Below are 22,763 nucleotides of genomic sequence, written 5' to 3'. Positions count from 1 at the left end.
GGGCCCCGGATTTCCGGGGCCTTTCTTTGTGCCCGGCAACAATGCTGCCCCGCGGATGTGCATGCGGGCACCGGGAGTCCGGCCGGGCGCGGGCCGCCGGCCGCCGTCGTGCTCCCCTTACCCGGCGCGGACCTGCCCGGCGGCAGTGTCGGGGCGGCGCTGGGATCGGGCGCTGGCGTAGAGGCACACGGTGGCTGCGGTTCCAAGGTTGAGGCTTTCGGCCGCGCCGTATACCGGAACCGCCACCCGGTGGTCCGCCAGTTCAAGCTCCTCATCCGAGAGCCCCTGGGCCTCATTCCCAAAGAACCAGGCGGTCGGTGCAGCGAGGTCAAAAGCGGATTCAGGGCCGTCCCCGGTGAGCCTGCGCCGCGCGTTCTCGTCCTGCAGGACATCCAGGTCCAGCTGCCCGTAACCGTCGGCAGCGAGGACGCCGATGCCCCGGGCCTTGCAGGCGGCGGCCAGTTCCGCGGGATCTGCGGCCAGGACGACCGGAAGATGGAACAGCGACCCTGCGGTGGAGCGGACCGCCTTGGGATTGTAGATATCCACGCTGGACGCTGTGAAAATGACGGCGTCGGCACCGGCCGAATCGGCCGCACGCAGCACGGTTCCTGCATTTCCCGGGTCCCGGACCTGGCACAGCACGGCAATCAGGCGCGGGCCGGCGTCGAGCACGTCCGCCAGCTCAACGTCCACGAACCTGCAGACGGCCACGATTCCCTGCGGGTTGACGGTGTCCGCCATGGCCGCCAGGACCTCATCGGTGGCCAGCCGGGCGTTGGTGCCTTCGGCGAGCTCTTCGAATTCGGGGAAGCGGTCCAGGCAGCTTTCGCTGGCGAATACCTCGGTAACCACTCCGGGCGCTCCCGCCGCGAGGCGCTGCTGGTGGAGCTTGAGGGCTTCCCGGACCGCCTGCGGCCCCTCGGCAAGGAACTGGCCACGCTTTAAACGGGCCGGGCGCCCTGCAAGCCTTGCCACGTCCCTGACCCGATCGGCTCGGGGGTTGGACAGTGGAAGATCTTGCGGGCGCCCGGTTTCGTTCATACAAGAACTGTAGTAGCTGACGCTTCCAGTTCCTGAACTGGCCCCTCAGGCGAGGGGCGGCAGCGGCTGCTAGGCTGCGGCAACCTTCTTGGCGGAGGTGTCTGCCGGCAGGGAGTCCTTGGCCACCTGGACCAGTGCGGCGAAGGCGTTGGCGTCAGAAACGGCAAGCTCGGCCAGCATGCGGCGGTCAACCTCGACCTCAGCGGCCTTCAGGCCCTGGATGAGGCGGTTGTAGGTGAGGCCGTTGGCGCGGGACGCAGCGTTGATGCGCTGGATCCACAGGCGGCGGAAGTCGCCCTTCTTCTTCTTGCGGTCACCGTAGCTGTACACAAACGAGTGCAGCAGCTGTTCCTTGGCCTTGCGGTACAGGCGCGAACGCTGTCCGCGGTAACCCTTCGCCCGTTCAAGAACAACCCGGCGCTTCTTGTGGGCGTTGACCGCCCTCTTCACACGTGCCACGTGCGTACTCCTTCGAAAATCTGATCCCAAGCATCTGTTGCCGGTGTTCCGGCGGCCTGAGAAGGCTGTTTGGCAGGTGACGAACCACCGGTGGGCGGTCCATCAATAAACTTGGAAACTAGATGCCGAGCATCTTCCGGATGACCTTGGCGTCGCCCTTGAAGACGATCTTGTCGCCGGCAAGGCGGCGGGTCAGGCGGCTGGACTTGTGCTCCAGGTAGTGGCGGCGGTTGGCCTGCTGGCGGCGCAGCTTGCCGCTGCCGGTCAGCTTGAAGCGCTTCTTAGCACCACTGTGGGTCTTCATCTTCGGCATGGGAACCGATCTCCTTACGTTTCTGCGGACCCGGGGGCCGGCAGTTCTATCGCGCAGCCACCCCTGCGGGCAGCATGCTGGTTGCTGACTGCCGGGGACACGCCCCGGCAGCTGTGAACTAGTTGGTCTTCTTACCGGCCGGCTTCGGCACTGCCTTGGGGGCAGGGCGGGCAGCAGGCTTCGGTGCAGCAGGCCTGGCCACCGGCTTCGGCGGCGCAGGCACACCAGTCGGCTTCGGCGCCGACGGTGCGGCAGCTTCCGGCTTGGCGGCAGCAGCAGGCTTGGGCGCCGGAGCGGCGGCCTTCGGTGCAGCAGCCTTGGGAGCGGCGGCCTTCGGGGCTTCCTGCTTCGGAGCTTCCTGCTTCGGAGCAGGAGCCTTGGGGGCTTCGGCCTTCGGGGCTTCCTGCTTTGGAGCTTCCTGCTTCGGAGCGGGGGCCTTGGGGGCTTCCTGTTCAGGAGCGGCAGCAGGGGCTTCAGCCGGGGCGCTGTCCGCGGCCGGTGCCTCCGGTTCAGTGGAGACGGTGAAGCCTTCCGGCAGGAGGTCCGCCAGTGACTGGGTCATGGGGGCCTGGTCCTCGCCGGAGGTGTCAACCCGTCCCGCAGCCTTGGCTTCGTTCTGGGCCTTGGCCTCGGCGCGCTGGGTTGCCCGGCGTGCTTCCGCCTTGGCCTCAGCCTTGTTCTTCAGCGGACCAACCACCATGACCATGTTGCGGCCGTCGATACGGGGGCTGGACTCCACCACGCCGACTTCGGCGACGTCGTCCGCGAAGCGCTGGAGCAGGCGGATGCCCATCTCCGGACGCTGCTGCTCACGGCCACGGAACTGGATCATGGCCTTGACCTTGTCCCCGGCGCCGAGGAAGCGCAGGGCGTGGCCGCGCTTGGTCTCGTAGTCGTGGGTGTCGATCTTCAGGCGGAAGCGGATTTCCTTCAGAACCGTGTTCGTCTGGTTCTTCCGGGCCTCACGTGCCTTGACTGCGGCCTCGTACTTGTACTTGCCGAAGTCCATCAGCTTGCACACCGGAGGCTTCGCCTGAGGTGCAACTTCAACGAGATCAAGGTCGGACTCGGCAGCCAGGCGCAGGGCATCCTCAATACGGACGATTCCTACCTGTTCACCTGCAGGGCCGACCAGCCGCACCTCGGGGACGCGGATACGCTCATTGATTCTTGGCTCGCTAATGTTAAAGCTCCTGTGTTTGTTGTTGAGTCCGGCAAATGAAGAAGGCCCCCAATTGCCGGAGCAATCGAAGGCCTCAAAGAGGTTGGACCGGCAACCCCGCAAAGGGCTGCACGCGCACGGTCCCGGCAAATGCCGGCCCATGCCCAACCAGGTACCCGGCAACCTTGCGTCCCTGCAGGTTCCAAAGGAACGGGTGGGACAGCGGCTGACGCGGGTGGGAGAGAACTCCGCTTGCAAACTGGAAGCCATTCTACAGAAAAAATTCCCGTCAACGCCGCGAAGCGCTGTTGGGAACCTGATCGTTTGGGACAATCTCTGAAATAACGACATCCAGTCGGTCTGTGTCAAGCTTACCAGTATGAGCACCTCAGACAGTAATTCGTACGTCTTCGAGCCCGGCGAAGCAGGCGCAGACGTTTCACAACAGATCCGCGACATCTCCGAAGTTCCCGCCATCGAGGTCATCACCACGGCCGCCGTGCACCTGATGAGCGCGGCCGCGGTAAAGCTTGGCCTGGCCGCAGAGGACAACGCAGCCGAACTCAAGGACCTCGACGAGGCCCGGAAGCTGATCACCGCGCTGGCCGGCCTGGTGACCGCAGCAGCCCCCGAGATCGGTTCCCAGCACGCAGGGCCCTTGCGCGACGGACTCCGGTCCCTGCAGCTGGCTTTCCGTGAAGAGTCGCTGATTCCGGATGCACCGGGCAGGGGCCCGGGTGAAAAGTACACCGGGGCCGTGAACTAGGGAGCAACTCCCCCAAGCAGCGTCCGACGGCGCGACGGCCTTTGCAGGCTGTCCCGCCGTCGCGCTTTAACTCCCCGCTGGACGGGGCCGCTCAGGCGGCGGCGCGGCGGCGGCGCTGCTGGAGCGCTAGGCCCACCAGGCAGAGCAGCACGCCGGCGGCGCCGACGGACACGAAGCCGCCGGAGGGGCCCATGATGTCGATGAAGACCCCGGCGAGGGGCGAACCGAGCGCAACGCCGGCGGTCAGCGCGGAACCGTACCAGCCCATGGCCTCCCCGCGCCGTTCCTCCGATACCAGGTCCGCGACCTTCTCGGAGGCCGCGGACAGCACGGGGGCGCAGAGCAGGCCGGGGAGGACGGATATGAAGGCAAGCGTCCACGTGTCGTGGGCGAAGGCCATGGGTAGCGTCAGCGCGGCCATGCCCAGCAGCAGGATGACAGGTGGAATGGGCCGGTGCATGGCGCCGTAAATCAGGCCGCCCAGCACAGAGGCAGCGCACCAGAAGACAAAGACAATCCCGATTTCGCTCTGGTGGCCGCCGGTTTCCAGGGCCGCGACAATGCCGACGTCGGTGCCGCTGAGGACCATGCCCGCGCCGGCGGCAACGGCGAAGAGTGCCGCGACCGTGGCGGTGAACCAGGCGAAGCCGCCGGCCAGCCTTCCCCGCAGGCCGCTCTGCGCCGCGCTGGTGGCCGCGCCCGCAGGGGCCAGCTCCGCGGCCGCTTCCTGGACATGCGCCGGTGCCGTGGAGACGACGGCGACTTCCGCAGCGTGCTGTTCATCCTCGACGCATTCGACCGTTTGGTCCCGGCTGCGGGTGGGCGGGTTGAACCACATGAGGAACAGTCCAGCGAGGGACGTAGCCACGCCCACCACCGTCAGTCCCGCAGTAGTGTGGCCGCTGGTAGCTACGACGGCGCCGGCGGCCGGCCCGATCATGAACACGAATTCCGTGGTGATGGCGTCCAGGGCAAACGCGGTGCGCCGCTGATCACCCTCGGCCAGGACACCCAGGGATTGCCGCACCACGCTGAAAATGGGCAATGTGAGCAGGCCGCCCACGAAGACCAGCGGCAGGAGCCACTGGTACGACACATGGGGCACGATGGACCAGATCACGGTCTCCGAGATGACCGACGGGATGAGGGCGGTCCGCAACCCCACGGTGTCCACGCGCCTCCCCCGCCACGGCGCCCCGAGGGCAATGCCGATGGTCAAGACCGCCGCTGCAGCGCCGGCTGCGGCGTAGCCCTGGCCCAGGGTGAGGACGATATGCAGGGTCAGCAGGACCCCCGCGGCTGAATGGGGGATGCGGGCAACCATGCCCACCAGCAGCAGCCGCCGGATCGGCCGGATGGCGAGCAACTCCCGGTAGAGAGCGAAATTCACGAAGCGGTCCTTCAGGGTATTCCGCTGGACCGGCGGGGATCACCCACCCTGCAGCGGTTAATCGGGAGCGCGCCTCAGTTTGATTTCAAGGGAGTCGACGCGCTCCCCAAACAATACATTCCGTGACCACTTTGACTGCAGGCCGGCCACCAGCTCCTGCACACCGGCAGCGTCGAGGCCGTCTTCAAGGTACAGCACCACTTGCAGCTCCGGCCCGGCACCACCGCCTGGAACAACAGAGCCGTCGGCGGCCATGGCGGCCACTCCCCTGCCGGGCAGCAGCTCGATGCCGCGGACAGCCGCGAAGCCGGCGGCAGCGGTGCCCATTTCGGCGGCCAGCTCCTGGTCACCGTAGGAAGGGGTCCAGCCATGCTGCTGGGCGAGGGCCCAGACACCGGGCCTGCGCACCACGAACGTCACGTCGGCGCCCGGATCCAGGACCAGGAGTTCTGCCCCTTCGGCGACGGCCGAGAGCGCCGCGCGGGCGGCATAGACGGCCACCGGACGGGCTTCGGGATGCCAGGCGGACAATGCGTCCGCCGACGTGAAGGCCGGCAGCGCAGTCCGTCCGTCCGCAGCCTTCAGCGTCACCAGCGCCATATCCGCCTGTTTGTCAGCGTGCAGCCCGTGCTCTGTTTCTGCCTCTTCAGCCAGCTGCGCCACGATGGGAATGAAAACCCGGGCCGTGGCCAGCGACGCAACGACGTCAGCCTCGTCGCCCCGCCCCTGGCGGAGCGCGGCAATTGCGGCGAGGTAGCCGACGTCGGCCGTTCCGTCGTCGTCCTCGAAGTTGTGGATCTTTGCGTCCTCACCGGCGAGGCTGCGGCCGGCCCATGGCTGGCCCGCGGAGTCCGTGGCACCACCGGCGCCTGCCAGCGCCGCCGCGATGTGTCCGGGCAGGTGGCGGGCGGGAGGGTTTACCGGTTCTTCGGAGCTGGGCATGGCCGGGCTGCTTCCCCGCGCCTAGCGGCGGCCGGCGACGTCGAGGGCTTCGGGCAGCGTGAAGGCTCCGGCGTAGAGGGCCTTGCCCACAATGGCGCCTTCGACGCCCAGGGGAACCAGCGAGCGGAGGACCTTGAGGTCGTCCAGGCTGGAGATGCCGCCGGAGGCCACCACGGGCTTGCCGGTCTTCTCCACCATCTGGCGCAGGAGTTCAACGTTCGGGCCCTGCAGGGTGCCGTCCTTGGTCACATCGGTCACCACATAGCGGGCGCAGCCGGCCTCTTCGAGGCGGCCCAGCACGTCCCACAGGTCCCCGCCTTCCTTCGTCCAGCCACGGCCGGCCAGGGTGGTCCCCCGGACGTCAAGGCCGACGGCGATCTTGTCGCCGAAGCGCTCGATGGCCCGGGCAGTCCACTCCGGGTTTTCCAGTGCCGCGGTCCCGAGGTTGACGCGTGCCACACCCAAATCGAGGGCTGCTTCCAGGGTCTCGTCATCGCGGAGGCCGCCCGAGAGCTCCACCTTGATGTCCAGCCTGCCCACCACCTCGCGGAGCAGGTCGGCGTTGGAGCCACGCCCAAACGCTGCGTCAAGGTCCACCAGGTGAACCCATTCGGCGCCCTGCTGCTGCCAGTTCAGCGCCGCTTCGAGGGGCGTTCCGTAGCTGGTTTCGCTTCCTGCCTCGCCCTGGACCAGCCGGACGGCCTGGCCGTTGACGACGTCGACGGCAGGCAGCAGTTCAAGTACCGGCAGGTCATGTGCGGTGGTCATACTCATCCTCGGTGTTGGTTCTTCGGTTTCGGGCAAAGGCGGGTGGAAGTCGGCGCGCTCAGGCAGCGCCGCGGAGCCCCTGGATCAGCCGGCCGGCAGCGTGAGCAGGTAGGCGGCGACCAGCGACATGGCGGCCAGGACATAAAAGGCCACCTGGGTCCAGAGGGGCTTGCGCTGCTGCCGGAACGAGATGCCGCCGCCAATCAGCAGGCCGGCGAGGCCCGTCAGGAGTACGGGCCACATCTAGGCGTCACTGCCGGCGTCGGCGGCCGGGGCGCCGGAGTCAGCGGCGGCCGGCTTGCGCAGGCCTTCCACCCAGTTGCGCAGGAGCCGCGCACCGGCATCGCCGGACTTTTCGGGGTGGAACTGGGTGGCGCAGAGCGGGCCGTTTTCTACGGCGGCGATGAACGGTCCGCCGTGCTCGGACCAGGTAACCAGGGGCGGCGCCATCCGGGGCTGGATGACGTCGAAGTTCCATTCCTGCACGCCGTAGGAGTGCACGAAGTAGAACCGTTCGTTTTCGACGCCGGCAAAGAGTTTCGAGCCTTCGGGGACCTTGACGGTGTTCCAGCCCATGTGCGGAACAACTTCGGCGGGGAGTGCCTCCACCTTGCCCGGCCATTCGCCGATGCCCTGCGCTTCGGTGCCGTGTTCGACGCCGGCTTCAAACAGGACCTGCAGGCCCACGCAGATCCCAAGGACCGGGCGGCCGCCTGCCACGCGCCGGCCGATGAGCCGGATGCCGTCCACGGCCTTGAGCTCGCGCATCACGGTCTCGAACGCGCCGACGCCCGGCACCACCAGGCCGTCCGCGTTCAGCACGTCTTCCGGCTTGGCGCTCAGGACCACTTCCGCGCCGGCACGTTCCAGCGCGCGCACGGCCGAGCGGACGTTCCCGGACCCGTAGTCCAGCACCGTGACCGTGGGCTTGCCCTCCGGCGACGGCAGCCTGCGCGACGCCGACGGGTCGATGATTGCCCCGTCCTTCAGGACCTGCCCGCTCACAGCGCACCCTTGGTGGACGGGATGCCCTCAACCCGGGGATCCGGTTCGACGGCGGCGCGGAGGGCGCGGGCAAAGGCCTTGAACTGTGCCTCGACGATGTGGTGCGGGTCCCGGCCGGCAATCACGTTCATGTGCAGGCAGATGCCGGCGTGCAGGGTGATGGCCTCGAACACGTGGCGTGTCAGGGACCCTGTGAAGTGGCCGCCGATCAGGTGGTATTCCTGGCCCGCCGGCTCACCCCCGTGCACCAGATACGGGCGGCCGGACACGTCCACCACCGCATTGGCAAGGGCCTCATCCAGCGGCACGGTGGCTTCGCCGAACCGGCGGATGCCTGCCTTGTTGCCCAGGGCAGTCCGGAGGACCTCGCCGAAAGTGATGGCGACGTCCTCCACGGTGTGGTGGACGTCGATGTGGGTGTCGCCGGTGGCCTTGACCGTCATGTCGATCAGCGAGTGCTTGCACAGGGCGGTCAGCATGTGGTCGTAGAACGGCACCGAGGTATCGATGTCCGATACGCCGGTTCCGTCGAGGTTGATCTCCACGAGTACGGAGGACTCGCTGGTGGCACGCTCCATGCGGGCGGTCCGGGCAGCAGCCGTATTCGATCCGGTTGGACTCATGGTGAAGGATCCTTAGTGGGAGAAGGAGTGGTTCAAGGCGACCAGCGCCGCAGTATCAAGTCTAGGCGTGAAGCGCGGCGTGGCCGGCAAGGATGCGTTCCAGGGACGTGAGGAAGGCTGTGGTTTCCGCCTCAGTGCCTGCGGTGACCCGGAGGTGGCCCGGGATGCCCACGTCCCGGATGAGCACGCCCGCGTCCAGCAGTTCCTGCCAGACCTGGTGCGGATTTTCCAGGCCGCCAAAGAACACGTAGTTGGAGTCCGACGCGGCGGGCTTGAGGCCCATCCTGGTCAGTTCGGCCACGATGCGGTCCCGCTGCTTCTTGATGTCCTCGACGTCGGCCATGAGCGCTTCGCGGTGTTCGAGTGCGGCCAGGGCGGTGGCCTGGGTGATGGCGGACAGGTGGTACGGCAGGCGGACCAGGCGCAGGGCGTCGGTGACCTCGGGTGCAGCAGCCATGTAGCCGAGCCGGGCCCCCGCCAGGGCGAACGCCTTGCTCATGGTGCGGGACACGATCAGCCGCTCACGGCCGGGCAGGAGCGTCAGCGCGCTGGGCGTTCCGTCGTGCGCGAACTCGTGGTACGCCTCATCGACTATGACGATGGCCTGGCTGTCCGCACCGGCCTCGTAGACGGCCTCCACGACGTCCAGCCCAAGCCCGGTCCCGGTGGGGTTGTTGGGCGAGCAGAGGAACACGATGTTCGGCTGCAGTTCCTTGACCTGGCGCGCGGCCGACTCCGCGCTGAGGTCATAGCCCTCCGCGCGCTCCCCGGTGATGTACTGCGTGTCCGTTCCGCTGGCCAGCAGGGGGTACATGGAGTACGTGGGCGGGAAACCAAGTACAGTGCGGCCCGGACCGCCAAAGGCCTGGAGGATCTGCTGGAGGACCTCATTGGAACCATTGGCGGCCCACAGGTTGGTTTCATCGAGCCCATGCCCGAGGTATTCCGCCAGGGCCTTCCGGAGCGCGGTGAACTCACGGTCCGGGTAACGGTTCAGCCCCGCAGCGGCCTCCGTCACGGCGGCACTGATGGCTGCGCGCACGTCGGCGGGAACACCATGGGTGTTTTCATTGACGTTCAGCAGAATGGGGACGTCCAGTTGGGGCGCCCCGTAAGGGGTCAGGCCGCGGAGGTTGCTGCGGAGGGGAAGCCGGTTCAGACGTTCTAGCTGGTCGTTCACCTGAACAGTTTAGTTGCCGCGGCAACGACCGGAAAATGTGACGGTTCCTGTTCGCCCTCGGCATGTCCCGCGGCGGCCCGCTCCAGGGCTTGCCAGCCAGCCAGGCAGGCCACCCTGGCAGAGGCCACGAACTCAGGGGTGGCGCCGGTCAGTGGGCGGCCGGTCAGTGGGCGGCCGGTCAGTGGGCGGCCGGTCAGTGGGCGGCCGGTCAGTGGGCGGGGACGGTCAGTGAGTGGGGACGGTCAGTGAGTGGGGACGAAGAGCTGCTGGCCCGGAAGAACGGTGCCCGCGGCAAGGTTGTTGAGCTGGACGATGTCCGCCACGACGTCCCGGGCGTCCCGGTCCGGAGCGACGGCGCCCGCAATGGCCCACAGCGACTGGCCGGACTGCACGGTCACCGTGACGGTGGGCGTCACGGCAAGGTCGGCGGCCGAGTCCGAGGCCTTGGCCGGGGAGTGGAAGAGGCCTGAAAGCGACAGCAGGAGTACAGCCAGGAGCACGAGCGGAACTCCGATCAGGACGATCCTCCCCCGGCGGGTCAGCCGCAGGGGTGCGGACGAAGGTGAAACCTGGTGAAGAGATAAAGCTGACATGAACTAAGCCCTCCTGGACTTGCCGTGCTGCCCGGGTGTCCGCCCGCTGCTGCCTTGCCGTTCATATCGCGCCGGGACTTCTCCCGGCCGCGTATTCGAATGGGGCACCTGCTGGTTAGAACACATGTTCGAACTTTGCTTGTTAAGTTTTAGCACCTATCAACGAACATTGTCGAGACTCGCTAGAACAAATGTTTGAAAAAGCAATGTGGCTGGCCTAGTTTTGAAACCACAGAACATCCACCACTGAAGTTGAACAGCAGGGTCTGACAATGACAGTGGGAGTCCTTCCGGCGGCACTGTGGAACAGCGGCACACGGAAGATCCGGCGGCAAGCGAAAGGCATTGGCGAATATGGCAGCAGCAGCCGCCGGGGGCAGGACCGCCCCGCAATCCAAGAGGACAGCCAAGGGCCTGACCCCACGGCAGAAAAAGATCCTCGAAACCATCCAGCGCTCGGTCAACGAGAACGGTTATCCGCCCTCCATGCGCGAGATCGGCGATACCGTCGGCCTTGCGAGCCTGTCCAGCGTGACCCACCAGCTCTCACAGTTGGAGAAGCTGGGTTACCTGCGCCGCGACCCCAAGCGGCCGCGCGCCATGGAAGTGCTGATGCCGCTCACGCTCGACGGCGGGGGCAAAGGCGCCGGCGCGTCTCCTGCGCCGCAGGCTGCGGGCGGCGGCGCCACGGTCACCGAACTGCCCACCGCGCTGGATACGGCCATGGTTCCGCTGGTGGGCCGGATTGCCGCCGGCGGCCCCATCCTCGCCGAACAGCTCGTGGAAGACGTCATGCCGCTGCCCCGCCAGCTGGTGGGCCAGGGCGAACTTTTCATGCTGAGGGTGGCCGGTGACTCCATGGTGGACGCCGCCATTTGCGACGGCGACTGGGTGGTGGTGCGGCGGCAGGCTGACGCTGCCAACGGGGACATTGTTGCTGCCCTGCTGGACGACGAGGCGACCGTGAAGACGTTCCGCCAGCGCGACGGACACACCTGGCTGCTCCCCCAGAACACGCAGTACGAACCAATCCTGGGCGACCACGCCACCATCATGGGCAAGGTCGTCTCAGTCCTGCGTTCGCTCTAGCCTGCGCACGCCTGCGCGGCATCCGCGCAGGCGTTGTCCGGCGGTTTCTCAGGAAGCGTCTGCACCAAGCCGGGTGAGCGCAGCCAGCGCCTTGGCGCGATCGGTGGTGGCCCAGAACGGGGGCAGCGCCCCGCGCAGGAATCCCGCATAGCGTTCGGTGGCCAGCCGTGAGTCCAGGACAGCCACCACCCCTTTGTCCCCGGTAGACCTGATCAGGCGGCCGGCGCCCTGCGCAAGCCGGATGGCCGCGTGGGTGGCGGAAACGGACATGAAGCCGTTTCCCCCTGCCTGCGCCACGGCACGCGAACGCGCCGTCATGAGGGGATCGTCCGGCCGCGGGAAGGGGATGCGGTCTATCACCACCAGCCGGCAGGATCCTCCGGGAACGTCGACGCCCTGCCACAGGGACATGGTTCCGAAGAGGCAGGTGTCCGGTTCGTCGGCGAATTGCTTCACCAGGGCGGTCATGGTCGACTCGCCCTGGCAGAGAACAGTCATATTGAGCTTGGGCCGGAGGGCATCGGCGGCCTCTTCGGCGGCCCGACGCGAGGAGAACAGGCACAGGGCGCCCCCACCGGATGCCTTGATGAGTGCTTCGAGTTCTGACAGCGCTTCCGGTGACACGCCGCGGCCGGGCTTGGGCAGGTGGCCGGCGACGTAGAGGATGCCCTGTTTGGGATAGTCGAAGGGCGAGCCAACATCCACGCCCGTCCAGCTGGGGGCTCCGTCGCCTACCAGGCCCAGTCCCCCGGCCGCCGGTTCAAAGGCGGAGCCAATGGCCAGGGTGGCAGAGGTCAGCACGACGGTATGGTCCGCAAAAAGCCCCTCCCGCAGCCTCCCGGCGACGGATAGTGGGGCTATGTTGATCAGCACCGGTGCACTGTCATCGGGCGGTGAGTATCCCTGGCCGGGGTCGAAGGTGCTGGCGCGGGAAAACCACACCACTTCGCGGTTCTCGCGTGCAGCAATGAGCCTTTCGCAGAGTTCCAGGATGAGCATCAGCCGGGAACGCGCCAGCTGCCGCCCGCCGTCGGCTGTGGTGTTGCTGTCTCCTTTGGAATCGGACAACGCGGCCCGGCACGCTTCACGCAATTGGTCCACGCAGTCGAGCTGTTCATCGTTCAGCCCGTTGGGAAGCAGACCGTTCGGCGCGCCGGCAAGAGCCAGCTCCAGGTTTGCAGCTGCGGCGTTCAGGGCATCAACGGTGATGGCGGTATGTTTCCGGGCACCCGAAGCGGCAGCGTGGACCATAGCCACGGACAACTGTCCGGACACGGCGCCAGTGACCCGGTCCTGCAGTTCGTGCGCTTCGTCCACCACCACGACGTCGTATTCGGGCAGGACCGCGAGTCCCTCGAACGCGCTGACGGCCAGCATGGCGTGGTTGGTCACCACCACATCGGCGTCGGCTGCGTCCTGGCGGGCGAGTTCGCTGAAGCATTCGGCGGCCATTGGGCATTTCTGTGCCCCCAGGCATTCCATCGACGTCACGGAAACCTGGCGCCAGGCACGGTCGGTCACACCCGGCAGGAGCTCGTCCCTGTCGCCGGTGGCTGTCTTTTCAGCCCATTCGCGGAGCCGCACCACTTCCTTGCCAAGCTGCGACGATGGTCCGCCCACGGAAGCAGCGAAATGTGGAACGCTGGTGTCCTCTCCCAGGGAGAAGAGCTGACCTTCCGAGGGCTCCTCTGACGGGAACCCGCCTTCAAGCTTGTGGCGGCAAACGTAGTTGGACCGCCCCTTGACCAGGGCAACCTTGACCGGCCGGTCCAGTGCCGGCGTGATGTTCTTCAGGAGCCGGGGCAGGTCCCTGCCCACAATCTGGGTCTGCAATGCCAGCGTGGCCGTGGACACCAGGGCCGGCTTGTTGCTTTCCAGGGCATGGGCGATAAGCGGCACCAGGTAGGCGAGCGATTTGCCGGTGCCGGTGCCTGCCTGGACCAACAAGTGGTTGCCCGTTTCGATGGCCCGGGCCACCTGGCGGGCCATTTCGTGTTGTCCGGTGCGGCTTTGTCCGCCCATGCCGGCGACGGCGCGGTCGAGCAGTTCAATAACGAACTGCTCGCCCGCCGTCTGCGCAGCTTCGCCGGCCGCGGGGTCAGTCATTGACGACGAATGGTTCCAGTTCAGACGCGAGGCCCTCCCGGACCATCACGGCAGCCCTGGTGCCTGCCTCAACGTGGTCCAGGCTGAGGATTTCGGCGTCGGACTCGTGGAGCTTGCTGAGCAGGTCCCCGCGGTCGTACGGAATGAGCAGCTCCATCTTGACCGATGGCCGCGGAATGGACTCACTGATGGCCTTCAGGAGTTCCGGAATGCCCTCCCCCGTGCGGGCGGAGACCACCACGTGCCGCGGCTCGCGCTGCTTCAGCCGTTCCACCACGAAGGGGTCGGCTGCATCGGCCTTGTTCAGGACGATGATTTCCGGCACCTTGCGGGCATCGACTTCGCTGAAGACCTTCCGGACCGCTGCGATCTGCCCTTCGGGGTCAGGGTGCGAAACGTCCACCACGTGCAGGATCAGGTCCGAGTCGGCGACCTCTTCCAGGGTGGAACGGAAGGCTTCCACCAACTGGGTGGGCAGCGAACGGACGAATCCGACGGTATCGGCCAGGGTGTACCCCAGGCCGTCAGCGGTTTCGGCCTTGCGGACGGTGGGATCCAGCGTGGCGAACAGCGCGTTCTCCACGAGGACACCTGCGTCCGTGAGCCTGTTCAGCAGCGAGGACTTGCCGGCGTTGGTGTACCCGGCGATTGCCACGGAGGGCACTTCGTTACGACGGCGGTTGGCCCGTTTGGTCTCGCGGGCCGGCTTCATGGCGGCAATTTCGCGCCGCAGCTTTGCCATGCGGGTACGGATCCGGCGCCGGTCCAGTTCGATCTTGGTCTCACCGGGACCACGGGAGCCCATGCCGGCAGCAGCGCCACCCACCTGGCCACCGGCCTGGCGGGACATCGACTCGCCCCAGCCGCGCAGGCGGGGAAGGAGGTATTCCAGCTGTGCCAGTTCCACCTGGGCCTTGCCTTCGCGGCTCTTGGCATGCTGCGCGAAGATGTCCAGGATCAGGGCCGTGCGGTCGATGACCTTGACCTTGACGATGTCTTCAAGGCCGCGGCGCTGGGAAGGTGCCAGTTCGGCGTCCACCACCACGGTGTCCGCGCCGGTGGCCATGACGATGTCCTTCAGCTCCTGGGCCTTGCCGGACCCCAGGAACGTCCCGGGGTCTGGTTTGTCGCGGCGCTGCACCAACCCGTCAAGGACCTCCGAACCGGCGGTCTCGGCGAGGGCGGCGAGCTCACGCAACGAGTTTTCGGCGTCGGCAAGCGTTCCTTCGGACCAGAGCCCGGCGAGGACGACGCGTTCCAGGCGCAGCTGCCGGTATTCGACCTCGGTGACGTCTTCGAGTTCGGTGGACAGGCCTGCCCGCCGGCGCAGCGCGCGCCGTTCCTCGAGGTCCTGCTGGTCGCCGTCGTACGTTGAGTGTTCTTCGTCAAGGCGGGAAATGGCCTGCGCCTTGCCAAGCACCGCTTTTCCACTGCCGCCTTCACCACCGGGCGTGCTGACGTTTCTGGCCGGTACGTCCTTGGCGAGGATCCGGTCGATGACAGCCTGGATCTCCTGCGGACTCATGTCCTGGGCGGCTGGATCGGAACCGGTATTGGGCTGGCTGGTCATGGTCTCCTTTGAAGATTCGGCAGTTCCAGAATAGTGCTGATTGGGTGGAAGTTGGAAAGTATTCGCGCTGGGCTGACGGCCTGCGGTCATGCAGTTCTCCTGGTTGTTTCGCCGCCGGCTGCGATGCCGGGGCTCGAATGCCGCGTCACGACGGCGGCAGGGCTGGAAGAGGCCGGAGAATGGCAGGAAGTGCAGCAACGGGCTGACTTTCGAGTATTGTCCGGCGTCCGGCTCAGACGGAACGGTCTGGCCGGTGCGCAAAGCGGAAAGCATGGAAACCTGCGTCGCTGCGGGACGGACTGTCGCTGGAGGACAGGCTGCGGACGGGCATGGCCCGTACCGGCTACTCGAAGATCAGGAACATGCCTTCCAGCGTAGCAGAGGGCCTTCACGCCGGTTTCCCATTACGCTGCAGGGGGAACTACTCTGGCCAGTTATGGAGTCCGCACACTATTTCAGCACGTCCCCTGCCGGCCCCTTTACCCGGAAGCCTTTGACGGTGGAATTGGCCGGTGAGACGCGACGGCTCCAGACCTCCACCGGCATCTTCAGCCCCGACGGAATCGACAAGGGCACCGCGGTGCTCCTCGCCGAAGTTCCGGCCCCGAATCCCGAGGGCAATCTCCTGGATATCGGGTGCGGCTGGGGTCCGGTGGCGCTCACTATGGCGCTGCTGGCCCCCCAATCAAAGGTCTACGCCGTGGACGTCAACGAACGCTGCATCACCCTGACCAACGAGAACGCCGCCGCGCTGGGACTGTCCAACGTCGTCGCCAGCACGCCCCAGGCCGTGGATCCCGGCATCCGCTTCGACACGATTTGGTCCAACCCTCCCATCAGGATCGGCAAGGACGAACTGCATGCCCTGCTCAAGCTGTGGCTGCCGCGCCTGGCGGAGGGCGGCACCGCGTGGCTGGTGGTGCAGAAGAACCTTGGCTCTGATTCCCTTCAGCGCTGGCTGGCCGCCGAACTGGACAGTTCCTTCACCGTGACCCGCGAATCGACGTCCAAGTCCTTCCGGATCCTGAAGGTCAGGAAAGCGTCCCACTCGCCACAATGACGGCGGGACCGCTGAGCTCCACATGCTCGTGGCCGCCGGGGCCGGCGAAGAACTTCACGCCCACCACTCCTCCCGGAACGTGGACCTGCCAGGCGTCGGGGGCTTCTGCCCCGGCCCAGTGCCTGGTGGCGACGGCGGCAGCACAGGCGCCCGTCCCGCAGGACTGGGTCTCCCCTACGCCGCGCTCGTGCACCCGCATGGTTACGGAGCCGACGCCGTCATGGACCAGCGGTTCTGCCGGCACCACGAATTCCACGTTGGTCCCGTTCGCGGGTACCGGGTCGACCTTTGGGGCGGTGAACAGCCGGGTGCCCGTGAGCTCCGCAAGTTCAGCGAGGGCCACCACCGTGTGCGGGTTGCCCATACTCACGGAGAGTGCCGGCCGGGGAACCTCCAGCCCGTCGGCGGTGACAAGGGAATCCATGGCCTTGGCGCTGGCTTCCCCGGGGAAAATGAACTCCCAGGGTCCCATGTCCACCGCGTAGCCGTCTCCGGTCCGGACCACGGTCTTGACGCCGGCCCGCGTGCCGATGGTGAGCGATCCGCCGTCGGGCAGGTCGATCAGGCCCTCGGTCCGCAGGAAGTGGACGAAGACCCTGACCCCGTTCCCGCACATCTCGGACAGGGAGCCGTCGGCGTTGCGGTAATCCATGAACCACTCCGCGTCCGGGGTGCCGGCCAGCAGTTCGCGGCCCTCCGGCAGGAAGCGGGACGGGACGGCCCTGATCAGGCCGTCGGCCCCGATGCCACGGTGCCGGTCGCACAGGGCGGCGGCCTGGTCGGCACCGATCACGTGCGTCCCCTCGGGGTCCGCCACCAGGACGAAGTCGTTGCCGGTGCCGTGCCCCTTGGAAAAGCGGAGCCCGCTCAGTGTGCGCAGGGCGGGCCCGGTGGTTTCTGCGGGGGTAGCATTCATGATCCCAAGCGTAGCGGCGGATGCTGCCGGTCCTGAAACCGCAGCTACCGGCACAACTCCGCTGCCTTGCCAATGAGCTCCGGAGCCTGCCAGTCCAGCCACGTGATGCGGGGATCGGCGCGGAACCAGGTCAACTGGCGCCGGGCAAACTGGCGGGTGGCCACGATGGTTTCCTCCGCGGCAGCCTCGACGGTGGAGGCGCCATCGAGGACCCGCAGGAACTGTGCATAGCCCAGGGCACGGGACGCGGTCTTGCCGCGGCGCAGGCCTTTGGCATCGAGCATCCGGACCTCCCCCAGCAGGCCGGAGTCCACCATCCGGTGCACGCGGGCTGCCAGCCGGTCCCGCAAAACCTCGCGGTCCACGCCGAGGCCCACCTGGACGGCGGGCTGGTGGTACTCCCTCCGCGGCATGTAGGAGCTGAACGGGCGCCCGGTGAGTTCGTGGACCTCCAGCGCGCGGATGATGCGCCGTGCATCGGAGACCCGGGCAGCGGAGGTGGGATCCACCCTCCGGAGCCTGGCCAGGAGTTCACCTGTGCCGACTTCCGCGTGCTCCGCTTCAAGCCGGGCACGTAGCGCAGGGTCGGTCCCCGGGAATTCCAGGACGTCCAGGGCGGCCCGGACGTACAGCCCGGAGCCCCCTGCCAGGATGGCGCGCTTGCCGCGCCCATGGATGTCGTCGATGGTTTCGCGCGCCTGGGCCTGGAAGTCGGAAACACTGGCTTCCTGGGTCACGTCCAGGATGTCGAGGAGGTGGTGCGGCACTCCCCTGCGCTCGGCCACCGTGATTTTGGCGGTGCCGATGTCCATGCCGCGGTAGAACTGCATGGCATCGGCGTTAATGACCTCGCCGTCCAGTTCGAGGGCAAGGTTGACGGCAAGGTCGGACTTTCCGGAGCCGGTGGGACCGACGACGGCGATGATGGGCGGGGCAGCCACCTGTCAGCGGGTGCGCAGCGGCAGTGAGGGCATGCCGAGGGAGACGCCCTTACGTGCCTCTCCGGAACCGGGGACCGGCGCGCCGCAGGAGTCGGCCTGGGATCTGTCCCACGCGTCCCCTGCCCGTGAACGGCGAAGGGTGTAGTCCTCAGGCGTGGGGTCGGCGACCAGGTGGAAAGCCGCGGCCTCGGTGATGGTGACGGTGACGAGGTCCCCCGGCCTCGGGGCAGGTGCACCCTCCGGGACCGAGAAATGGACCAGGCGCTGGTCCTGCGACCGGCCGGACAGCCGGTGGGTTTCCTCAGACTTCCGCCCGGACTGTGCGGTCACCATGACTTCGAGCCGGCGGCCAAGCTGCTTCCGGTTTTCCTCCGCGGCGATGCGGTCCTGCAGCGCGGTGAGGCGTTCGAAGCGTTCCTGGACCACGGCCTTGGGGAGCTGGTCGGGCAGGTCAGCCGCGGGCGTGCCGGGACGCTTTGAATACTGGAACGTGAAGGCGGTGGCGAAGCGGGACTTTTCCACCACGTCCAGGGTGGCCTGGAAGTCTTCCTCCGTTTCACCCGGGAAGCCCACGATGATGTCGGTGGAAATAGCGGCGTGCGGGATCCTTTCGCGGACCTTGTCCAGGATGCCCAGGAACTTGGTGGACCGGTAGGAACGCTTCATGGCCCGGAGGATGCTGTCCGACCCGGACTGGAGCGGCATGTGCAGCTGCGGCATCACATTCGGCGTCTCTGCCATGGCGTCAATGACGTCATCCGTGAAGGCGGCGGGGTGCGGGCTGGTGAACCGGACGCGTTCGAGCCCCTCGATCTCTCCGCAGGCACGCAGGAGCTTGGAGAATGCCTTCCGGTCCCCGAATTCCACCCCGTAGGAGTTGACGTTCTGGCCGAGCAGGGTGACTTCAATGGCGCCATCGTCCACGAGTGCCTGGATCTCGGCGAGGATCTCTCCGGGCCGGCGGTCCTTTTCCTTGCCGCGGAGGGCGGGCACGATGCAGAAGGTGCAGGTGTTATTGCAGCCCACGGAGATGGACACCCAGCCCGAGTAGACAGAGTCACGTTTGGTGGGCAACGTTGACGGGAAGACGTCCAGGGATTCCAGGATCTCCAGCTGCGCTTCGTTGTTGTGCCGCGCCCGGTCCAGGAGGGCGGGAAGGGCACCGACGTTGTGGGTACCGAAGACTGCGTCCACCCACGGCGCCTTCTTGAGGATCGTCTCGCGGTCCTTTTGTGCCAGGCAACCGCCCACGGCGATCTGCATGCCGGGGTTGGCCGCCTTCACGGGGGCCAGGATGCCCAGGTTGCCGTACAGCTTGTTGTCCGCGTTTTCCCGGACCGCACAGGTGTTGAACACCACCACGTCGGCATGCTCGCCCTCCGCCGGGACGTAGCCCGCGGCCTCGAGCAGGCCGGACATCCGTTCCGAGTCGTGGACGTTCATCTGGCAGCCGAAGGTGCGCACCTGGTAGGTGCGGGGCAGGGCTCCGGTTTGCGGGTCCGTCCCTGCGTCGACGGAAGGGGTGGCGCCGGATTGGGGGGAAGGAATGGTCAAACTCACCCGTTAAGGGTACCGGCTTTGGAGGCCCCCGCTGTCGGGGTCCTGCTGGGAATCGAGGACATCGTTGACGATCCGGAACGCCTGCGAGGGCTGGTAACCCTTTCTTGCCAGCATGGACGCCAGGCGCCGCACTGCCTTGTCCCGTTCCCCGGGACCGGACAGGTCTGTCCCGGGCCGGAGCTTGCGCTCAACCAGGGCGCGCGCAGCGGCCTCCTCGTCGGCGTCACTCAGTTGTTCCAGCGCTGAAGCCGCTGTCTCCTGGTCGATGCCTTTCTCAGCGAGCTCACGCGTCAGCGCGCCCTTGGCAAGCTTGCGGGACTGGGCGCGGCTCCTGACCCACATGTCAGCGAATTCTGCATCGTTAATCAGCCGGACTTCCTGGAACTTGTCCAGTACGGCCTCGGCGACGTGCTCCGGGATGTTCCGTTCGGCCAGTTTCCGGGCAAGCTGCAGCCTGCTCTTAGGCGCCGCCGTCAGCTGCCGGTACACGATTGCCTGCGCCACCGTAAACGGGTCCGGTTCGGCGTCCGCGGCCTGCGGGTCGTCAGGGACTGCATACCCGTCCGGCACCCCTGTTGAGGGGGTGCCGGTACGGGGCCGCCGTGTTCGTGGTCCGGTCAAGGGCTAGAACCCGTCGACAGCTTTCAGCTTTGGTGAGTCCTTGGACTCATCCTCCGCAGGCTTGACCCCGACACCGAGCTTCTCCTTGATGAGGCGCTCCAGCTCGGCGGCCAGCTCAGGGTTGTCGCGGAGGAACCGGCGCGAGTTCTCCATGCCCTGGCCCAGCTGGTCACCGTCGTAGGTAAACCAGGAGCCCGACTTCTTGATGATGCCGTGCTCAACGCCCATGTCGATGATGCCGCCCTCACGGGAGATGCCCTGGCCGTAGATGATGTCGAACTCGGCGACCTTGAAAGGCGGAGCCATCTTGTTCTTGACGATCTTGGCCTTGGTCCGGTTACCGACGGAATCGGCACCCTCCTTGAGGGTCTGGATCCGGCGGACGTCGATGCGGACCGACGCGTAGAACTTCAGCGCCTTACCACCGGTGGTGGTTTCCGGGGAACCGAAGAACACGCCGATCTTTTCACGGAGCTGGTTGATGAAGATGGCGGTGGTCTTCGTCTGGCTCAGGCGGCCGGTGATCTTACGCAGTGCCTGGCTCATGAGCCGGGCCTGGAGGCCGACGTGGCTGTCACCCATGTCGCCTTCGATTTCAGCGCGCGGCACCAGGGCGGCCACGGAGTCGATGACGATGACGTCCAGGGAGCCGGAGCCGACCAGCATGTCCATGATCTCCAGGGCCTGCTCGCCGGTATCCGGCTGCGAGACCAGGAGGGCATCCGTGTCCACGCCGAGCTTGGCGGCGTAGTCCGGGTCCAGGGCGTGCTCGGCGTCGATGAACGCTGCGATCCCGCCCGCGCGTTGTGCGTTCGCCACGGCGTGCAGGGCCACGGTGGTCTTACCTGAGGATTCAGGACCGTAGATTTCAATGACGCGGCCGCGCGGGAGCCCGCCAATGCCAAGGGCGACGTCCAGGGCGATGGAGCCGGTGGGGATGACTTCGATCGGAGCGCGGACTTCGTCGCCCAGGCGCATGACCGAGCCCTTGCCGAACTGCTTGTCAATCTGGGCAAGCGCTGCTTCCAGCGCTTTTGCACGATCCGGGGCTGCCGCCATGGTTGACACCTCTAATGCTTTCTCGATGGTGGCCTTCGCGGCCGTTGTATTGGTCATCTCTGACGCTAAGGGGACCCACTGACATTCCGGCCGGAGGACAACGGCTATGTGGATAAACCCGATGGAAAAAGCATAGCGTTATCCGAACAGGTATTCGAAGACTGGAGTTCCTGCGGCGTGTCAGGCGGCAGGATTCCTGCTGCCTGCATTAGGGCGGGCGCCGCCGTCAATCGCGGCGCGGGGCGATGTCGCGCCCGAGCCGCCGTTCCGCCGGGACGTCCTGGACGTCGCAAACAGCAAGCCATACCCTCCGCGGCTCAACGCCCGCGGCCAGGGCCTGGTCAGCGGTGCGTCCGCCTACGCCGGCAAGGACCAGGGTACTGCTCAGCACGCGGGAGTACCCCGCACCGAACTCGTCATCCATCAGACGCCAGTACTCGCTGATTCGCATCGGTAAATCCTCTCATGATTGCGGACCCTAGAATTGTTGCCATGAGCAACTCCCCGGATCTCCCGCCGCGGCAGGACACAGGCAACGATGCCGCCGACGCCGCGCTTCAGAATGTCGAACACCAAATCAGCCTCTTTTGGCGGCGGGCCCGGGCCATCTCCAACCAGCTCTCGCGCGAGGTTCACCCGGACATGGAGCCTGCCGCGTATGGGCTCCTGACGGTCATCCGCCGGGAAGGACCCATCCGGCTCACCGACCTTGCCATGAACATCGGCGTGGGCAAGCCGTCGGTCAGCCGGCAGATCGCCTTCCTGGAAAGCCTGGGCCTGGTGTCCAAGGAGGCGGACCCCCTGGACCGCCGGGCGCAGTCCATCCGGCTGACGCCGAAGGGCGAAGAGAAGATGCACCAGGTCCAGGACGCCCGGCGCCAGGTCTTCCAGGAGCGGCTGCGCGAGTGGCCGGTGGAGGACCTGCAGGAGCTGGCCCGCTGCATGGCCAAGCTGAACTCCACCTATGAGCGTGACGGGTTCGCCAGGGAAGCGGCGGACCCGTCCACCGCGCAGGAAGACGCATCCGACAACTAGGCGACAGCAGGAAGCCCCCGGCACGGCCGGGGGCTTCCTGCTGTTTCCTCGTCCCACTCCGGGGTGGGGCTGCTTTTACCGGGCGCCGGAGAGGAGGCCCGTGGAGAGTTCGTCGTTCAGTTCAGTGTTGAGGTCGCGTTCCAGGTCACGGCCGTAACGCTGGGAGAATTCCTGCGGAACGGTGTCCGGAACTGCGACGCCTTCGGCTACTGCCACGCGGTCGCTGACCTCACGGAGCATGCTTGACAACGGAACATCCAGTGCCGAGCAGATCGAGGACAGAAGCTCTGATGATGCTTCCTTCTGGCCGCGCTCCACTTCGCTGAGGTATCCCAGGGAGACACGGGCGCTGTGCGAAACTTCACGGAGCGTGCGCCCCTGACGCTGGCGGACATCGCGCAGGACATCACCGATTTCGTGACGAAGTACTACCATCTTGCGCTCCTTCTGTTCGCTCTTAGCCTGTTCGGCGAGGCCCACATCCTTCCAGCGGACAACGCCGTTTACGGATACGGGCTGCTTTACCATCTGTATCGCCTTGCTCCCTCATTGGTCAGGTCC

25 protein-coding genes are annotated in these 22,763 nt (G+C 66.6%); 4 read left to right on the top strand and 21 right to left on the bottom strand.

What is annotated here, in order from left to right:
* Window positions 1-117: 117 nt before the first annotated feature.
* The 4 genes from MRBLMD1_RS16215 to infC all read right to left on the bottom strand — a co-directional run bounded on the left by MRBLMD1_RS16215 (window position 118) and on the right by infC (window position 2,957).
* Entirely contained in the window at window positions 118-1,044 is a 927-nt protein-coding gene (locus MRBLMD1_RS16215) for a TrmH family RNA methyltransferase (protein ID WP_364401389.1), read from the bottom strand.
* Window positions 1,045-1,113: 69 nt separating this feature from the next.
* Window positions 1,114-1,503, bottom strand: coding sequence for a 50S ribosomal protein L20 (rplT, locus tag MRBLMD1_RS16210; protein ID WP_018763610.1), 390 nt, complete (start codon window positions 1,501-1,503; stop codon window positions 1,114-1,116).
* 118 nt (window positions 1,504-1,621) lie between these two features.
* Entirely contained in the window at window positions 1,622-1,816 is a 195-nt protein-coding gene (rpmI, locus tag MRBLMD1_RS16205) for a 50S ribosomal protein L35 (RefSeq protein ID WP_009358635.1), read from the bottom strand.
* Between the two features lie 118 nt (window positions 1,817-1,934).
* Window positions 1,935-2,957 carry a translation initiation factor IF-3 gene (gene infC / locus MRBLMD1_RS16200; RefSeq protein ID WP_414703702.1) on the bottom strand — a complete coding sequence of 341 codons (1,023 nt, stop codon included), beginning with the start codon at window positions 2,955-2,957 and terminating at the stop codon, window positions 1,935-1,937.
* A 400-nt stretch (window positions 2,958-3,357) separates the two neighbouring features.
* On the opposite strand from infC, the gene MRBLMD1_RS16195 reads away from it, so the two are divergent.
* Window positions 3,358-3,744 (top strand): DUF1844 domain-containing protein, encoded by a 387-nt coding sequence (locus tag MRBLMD1_RS16195; RefSeq protein WP_364401385.1) that lies wholly within the window; start codon window positions 3,358-3,360, stop codon window positions 3,742-3,744.
* Between the two features lie 91 nt (window positions 3,745-3,835).
* Here the strand turns inward: MRBLMD1_RS16195 and MRBLMD1_RS16190 are convergent, their stop codons facing one another.
* From MRBLMD1_RS16190 to MRBLMD1_RS16155, 8 genes are all read right to left on the bottom strand, one after another.
* On the bottom strand, window positions 3,836-5,134 hold the full coding sequence (locus MRBLMD1_RS16190; protein WP_364401382.1) for an MFS transporter: 1,299 nt from the start codon (window positions 5,132-5,134) through the stop codon (window positions 3,836-3,838).
* A 57-nt stretch (window positions 5,135-5,191) separates the two neighbouring features.
* Entirely contained in the window at window positions 5,192-6,076 is an 885-nt protein-coding gene (locus MRBLMD1_RS16185) for an SseB family protein (protein WP_364401379.1), read from the bottom strand.
* A gap of 21 nt (window positions 6,077-6,097) precedes the next feature.
* Complete coding sequence (priA, locus tag MRBLMD1_RS16180; protein WP_159632316.1) at window positions 6,098-6,844, bottom strand: bifunctional 1-(5-phosphoribosyl)-5-((5-phosphoribosylamino)methylideneamino)imidazole-4-carboxamide isomerase/phosphoribosylanthranilate isomerase PriA; 747 nt, start codon at window positions 6,842-6,844, stop codon at window positions 6,098-6,100.
* An 84-nt stretch (window positions 6,845-6,928) separates the two neighbouring features.
* Window positions 6,929-7,087: a hypothetical protein gene (locus MRBLMD1_RS16175; RefSeq protein WP_224025617.1), complete on the bottom strand. Its 159-nt coding sequence runs from the start codon at window positions 7,085-7,087 to the stop codon at window positions 6,929-6,931.
* On the bottom strand, window positions 7,088-7,849 hold the full coding sequence (gene hisH / locus MRBLMD1_RS16170; RefSeq protein WP_275180306.1) for an imidazole glycerol phosphate synthase subunit HisH: 762 nt from the start codon (window positions 7,847-7,849) through the stop codon (window positions 7,088-7,090).
* Window positions 7,846-8,472 (bottom strand): imidazoleglycerol-phosphate dehydratase HisB, encoded by a 627-nt coding sequence (gene hisB / locus MRBLMD1_RS16165; RefSeq protein WP_224025616.1) that lies wholly within the window; start codon window positions 8,470-8,472, stop codon window positions 7,846-7,848. The genes hisH and hisB overlap by 4 nt, the downstream gene beginning before the upstream one ends.
* A 61-nt stretch (window positions 8,473-8,533) precedes the next feature.
* Window positions 8,534-9,652 carry a histidinol-phosphate transaminase gene (locus MRBLMD1_RS16160; protein WP_364401374.1) on the bottom strand — a complete coding sequence of 373 codons (1,119 nt, stop codon included), beginning with the start codon at window positions 9,650-9,652 and terminating at the stop codon, window positions 8,534-8,536.
* Window positions 9,653-9,894: 242 nt separating this feature from the next.
* Window positions 9,895-10,245: a LysM peptidoglycan-binding domain-containing protein gene (locus tag MRBLMD1_RS16155; RefSeq protein WP_159632320.1), complete on the bottom strand. Its 351-nt coding sequence runs from the start codon at window positions 10,243-10,245 to the stop codon at window positions 9,895-9,897.
* 354 nt (window positions 10,246-10,599) lie between these two features.
* Here MRBLMD1_RS16155 and lexA point away from each other — a divergent pair, with 354 nt between their 5' ends.
* Entirely contained in the window at window positions 10,600-11,334 is a 735-nt protein-coding gene (lexA, locus tag MRBLMD1_RS16150; RefSeq protein ID WP_159632321.1) for a transcriptional repressor LexA, read from the top strand.
* Between the two features lie 48 nt (window positions 11,335-11,382).
* On the opposite strand, the gene MRBLMD1_RS16145 is transcribed toward lexA, so the two are convergent.
* Window positions 11,383-13,440 carry an ATP-dependent DNA helicase gene (locus tag MRBLMD1_RS16145; protein ID WP_224025614.1) on the bottom strand — a complete coding sequence of 686 codons (2,058 nt, stop codon included), beginning with the start codon at window positions 13,438-13,440 and terminating at the stop codon, window positions 11,383-11,385.
* Complete coding sequence (hflX, locus tag MRBLMD1_RS16140) at window positions 13,433-15,010, bottom strand: GTPase HflX (protein ID WP_275180309.1); 1,578 nt, start codon at window positions 15,008-15,010, stop codon at window positions 13,433-13,435. Before hflX ends, MRBLMD1_RS16145 begins: the two co-directional genes overlap by 8 nt.
* 436 nt (window positions 15,011-15,446) lie before the next feature.
* On the opposite strand from hflX, the gene MRBLMD1_RS16135 reads away from it, so the two are divergent.
* On the top strand, window positions 15,447-16,070 hold the full coding sequence (locus MRBLMD1_RS16135) for a class I SAM-dependent methyltransferase (protein WP_364401369.1): 624 nt from the start codon (window positions 15,447-15,449) through the stop codon (window positions 16,068-16,070).
* On the opposite strand, the gene dapF is transcribed toward MRBLMD1_RS16135, so the two are convergent.
* The 6 genes from dapF to MRBLMD1_RS16105 all read right to left on the bottom strand — a co-directional run bounded on the left by dapF (window position 16,042) and on the right by MRBLMD1_RS16105 (window position 21,618).
* On the bottom strand, window positions 16,042-16,986 hold the full coding sequence (dapF, locus tag MRBLMD1_RS16130) for a diaminopimelate epimerase (protein ID WP_364401366.1): 945 nt from the start codon (window positions 16,984-16,986) through the stop codon (window positions 16,042-16,044). The two genes, MRBLMD1_RS16135 and dapF, sit on opposite strands and share 29 nt — an antisense overlap.
* Window positions 16,987-17,030: 44 nt before the next feature.
* Window positions 17,031-17,927 (bottom strand): tRNA (adenosine(37)-N6)-dimethylallyltransferase MiaA, encoded by an 897-nt coding sequence (miaA, locus tag MRBLMD1_RS16125; protein WP_364401364.1) that lies wholly within the window; start codon window positions 17,925-17,927, stop codon window positions 17,031-17,033.
* A gap of 3 nt (window positions 17,928-17,930) precedes the next feature.
* Window positions 17,931-19,487, bottom strand: a complete 1,557-nt coding sequence (gene miaB / locus MRBLMD1_RS16120; RefSeq protein ID WP_364401361.1) for a tRNA (N6-isopentenyl adenosine(37)-C2)-methylthiotransferase MiaB — start codon at window positions 19,485-19,487, stop codon at window positions 17,931-17,933.
* Between the two features lie 3 nt (window positions 19,488-19,490).
* A complete protein-coding gene (locus MRBLMD1_RS16115) occupies window positions 19,491-19,991 on the bottom strand; it encodes a regulatory protein RecX (RefSeq protein WP_364401484.1) in 501 nt (166 codons plus the stop codon).
* Between the two features lie 120 nt (window positions 19,992-20,111).
* Window positions 20,112-21,167, bottom strand: coding sequence for a recombinase RecA (gene recA, locus MRBLMD1_RS16110; RefSeq protein WP_159635594.1), 1,056 nt, complete (start codon window positions 21,165-21,167; stop codon window positions 20,112-20,114).
* Between the two features lie 226 nt (window positions 21,168-21,393).
* A complete protein-coding gene (locus MRBLMD1_RS16105) occupies window positions 21,394-21,618 on the bottom strand; it encodes a DUF3046 domain-containing protein (protein WP_224025609.1) in 225 nt (74 codons plus the stop codon).
* A 41-nt stretch (window positions 21,619-21,659) separates the two neighbouring features.
* Here MRBLMD1_RS16105 and MRBLMD1_RS16100 point away from each other — a divergent pair, with 41 nt between their 5' ends.
* Window positions 21,660-22,202, top strand: a complete 543-nt coding sequence (locus tag MRBLMD1_RS16100; protein WP_159632329.1) for a MarR family winged helix-turn-helix transcriptional regulator — start codon at window positions 21,660-21,662, stop codon at window positions 22,200-22,202.
* A 75-nt stretch (window positions 22,203-22,277) separates the two neighbouring features.
* Here MRBLMD1_RS16100 and MRBLMD1_RS16095 read toward each other — a convergent pair whose 3' ends face one another.
* Window positions 22,278-22,730, bottom strand: coding sequence for a helix-turn-helix domain-containing protein (locus MRBLMD1_RS16095; RefSeq protein WP_018771597.1), 453 nt, complete (start codon window positions 22,728-22,730; stop codon window positions 22,278-22,280).
* Window positions 22,731-22,763: the final 33 nt, after the last annotated feature.

The sequence above is a fragment of the Pseudarthrobacter sp. LMD1-1-1.1 genome, assembly GCF_040676255.1.
Taxonomy (GTDB): domain Bacteria; phylum Actinomycetota; class Actinomycetes; order Actinomycetales; family Micrococcaceae; genus Arthrobacter.
Note: the sequence above shows the minus strand (reverse complement) of the source record. Positions and strands in the feature narration are given on the sequence as shown.

Bases quoted from the DNA above. Each gene is read 5' to 3' on its own strand.
- MRBLMD1_RS16215 (WP_364401389.1), bottom strand. From the start codon at position 1,044: ATGAACGAAACCGGGCGCCCGCAAGATCTTCCACTGTCCAACCCCCGA.
- rpmI (WP_009358635.1), bottom strand. From the start codon at position 1,816: ATGCCGAAGATGAAGACCCACAGTGGTGCTAAGAAGCGCTTCAAGCTG.
- MRBLMD1_RS16195 (WP_364401385.1), top strand. From the start codon at position 3,358: ATGAGCACCTCAGACAGTAATTCGTACGTCTTCGAGCCCGGCGAAGCA.
- MRBLMD1_RS16185 (WP_364401379.1), bottom strand. From the start codon at position 6,076: ATGCCCAGCTCCGAAGAACCGGTAAACCCTCCCGCCCGCCACCTGCCC.
- priA (WP_159632316.1), bottom strand. From the start codon at position 6,844: ATGACCACCGCACATGACCTGCCGGTACTTGAACTGCTGCCTGCCGTC.
- MRBLMD1_RS16175 (WP_224025617.1), bottom strand. From the start codon at position 7,087: ATGTGGCCCGTACTCCTGACGGGCCTCGCCGGCCTGCTGATTGGCGGC.
- hisB (WP_224025616.1), bottom strand. From the start codon at position 8,472: ATGAGTCCAACCGGATCGAATACGGCTGCTGCCCGGACCGCCCGCATG.
- MRBLMD1_RS16155 (WP_159632320.1), bottom strand. From the start codon at position 10,245: ATGTCAGCTTTATCTCTTCACCAGGTTTCACCTTCGTCCGCACCCCTG.
- lexA (WP_159632321.1), top strand. From the start codon at position 10,600: ATGGCAGCAGCAGCCGCCGGGGGCAGGACCGCCCCGCAATCCAAGAGG.
- MRBLMD1_RS16145 (WP_224025614.1), bottom strand. From the start codon at position 13,440: ATGACTGACCCCGCGGCCGGCGAAGCTGCGCAGACGGCGGGCGAGCAG.
- hflX (WP_275180309.1), bottom strand. From the start codon at position 15,010: ATGACCAGCCAGCCCAATACCGGTTCCGATCCAGCCGCCCAGGACATG.
- MRBLMD1_RS16135 (WP_364401369.1), top strand. From the start codon at position 15,447: ATGGAGTCCGCACACTATTTCAGCACGTCCCCTGCCGGCCCCTTTACC.
- dapF (WP_364401366.1), bottom strand. From the start codon at position 16,986: ATGAATGCTACCCCCGCAGAAACCACCGGGCCCGCCCTGCGCACACTG.
- recA (WP_159635594.1), bottom strand. From the start codon at position 21,167: ATGGCGGCAGCCCCGGATCGTGCAAAAGCGCTGGAAGCAGCGCTTGCC.
- MRBLMD1_RS16105 (WP_224025609.1), bottom strand. From the start codon at position 21,618: ATGCGAATCAGCGAGTACTGGCGTCTGATGGATGACGAGTTCGGTGCG.
- MRBLMD1_RS16100 (WP_159632329.1), top strand. From the start codon at position 21,660: ATGAGCAACTCCCCGGATCTCCCGCCGCGGCAGGACACAGGCAACGAT.
- MRBLMD1_RS16095 (WP_018771597.1), bottom strand. From the start codon at position 22,730: ATGGTAAAGCAGCCCGTATCCGTAAACGGCGTTGTCCGCTGGAAGGAT.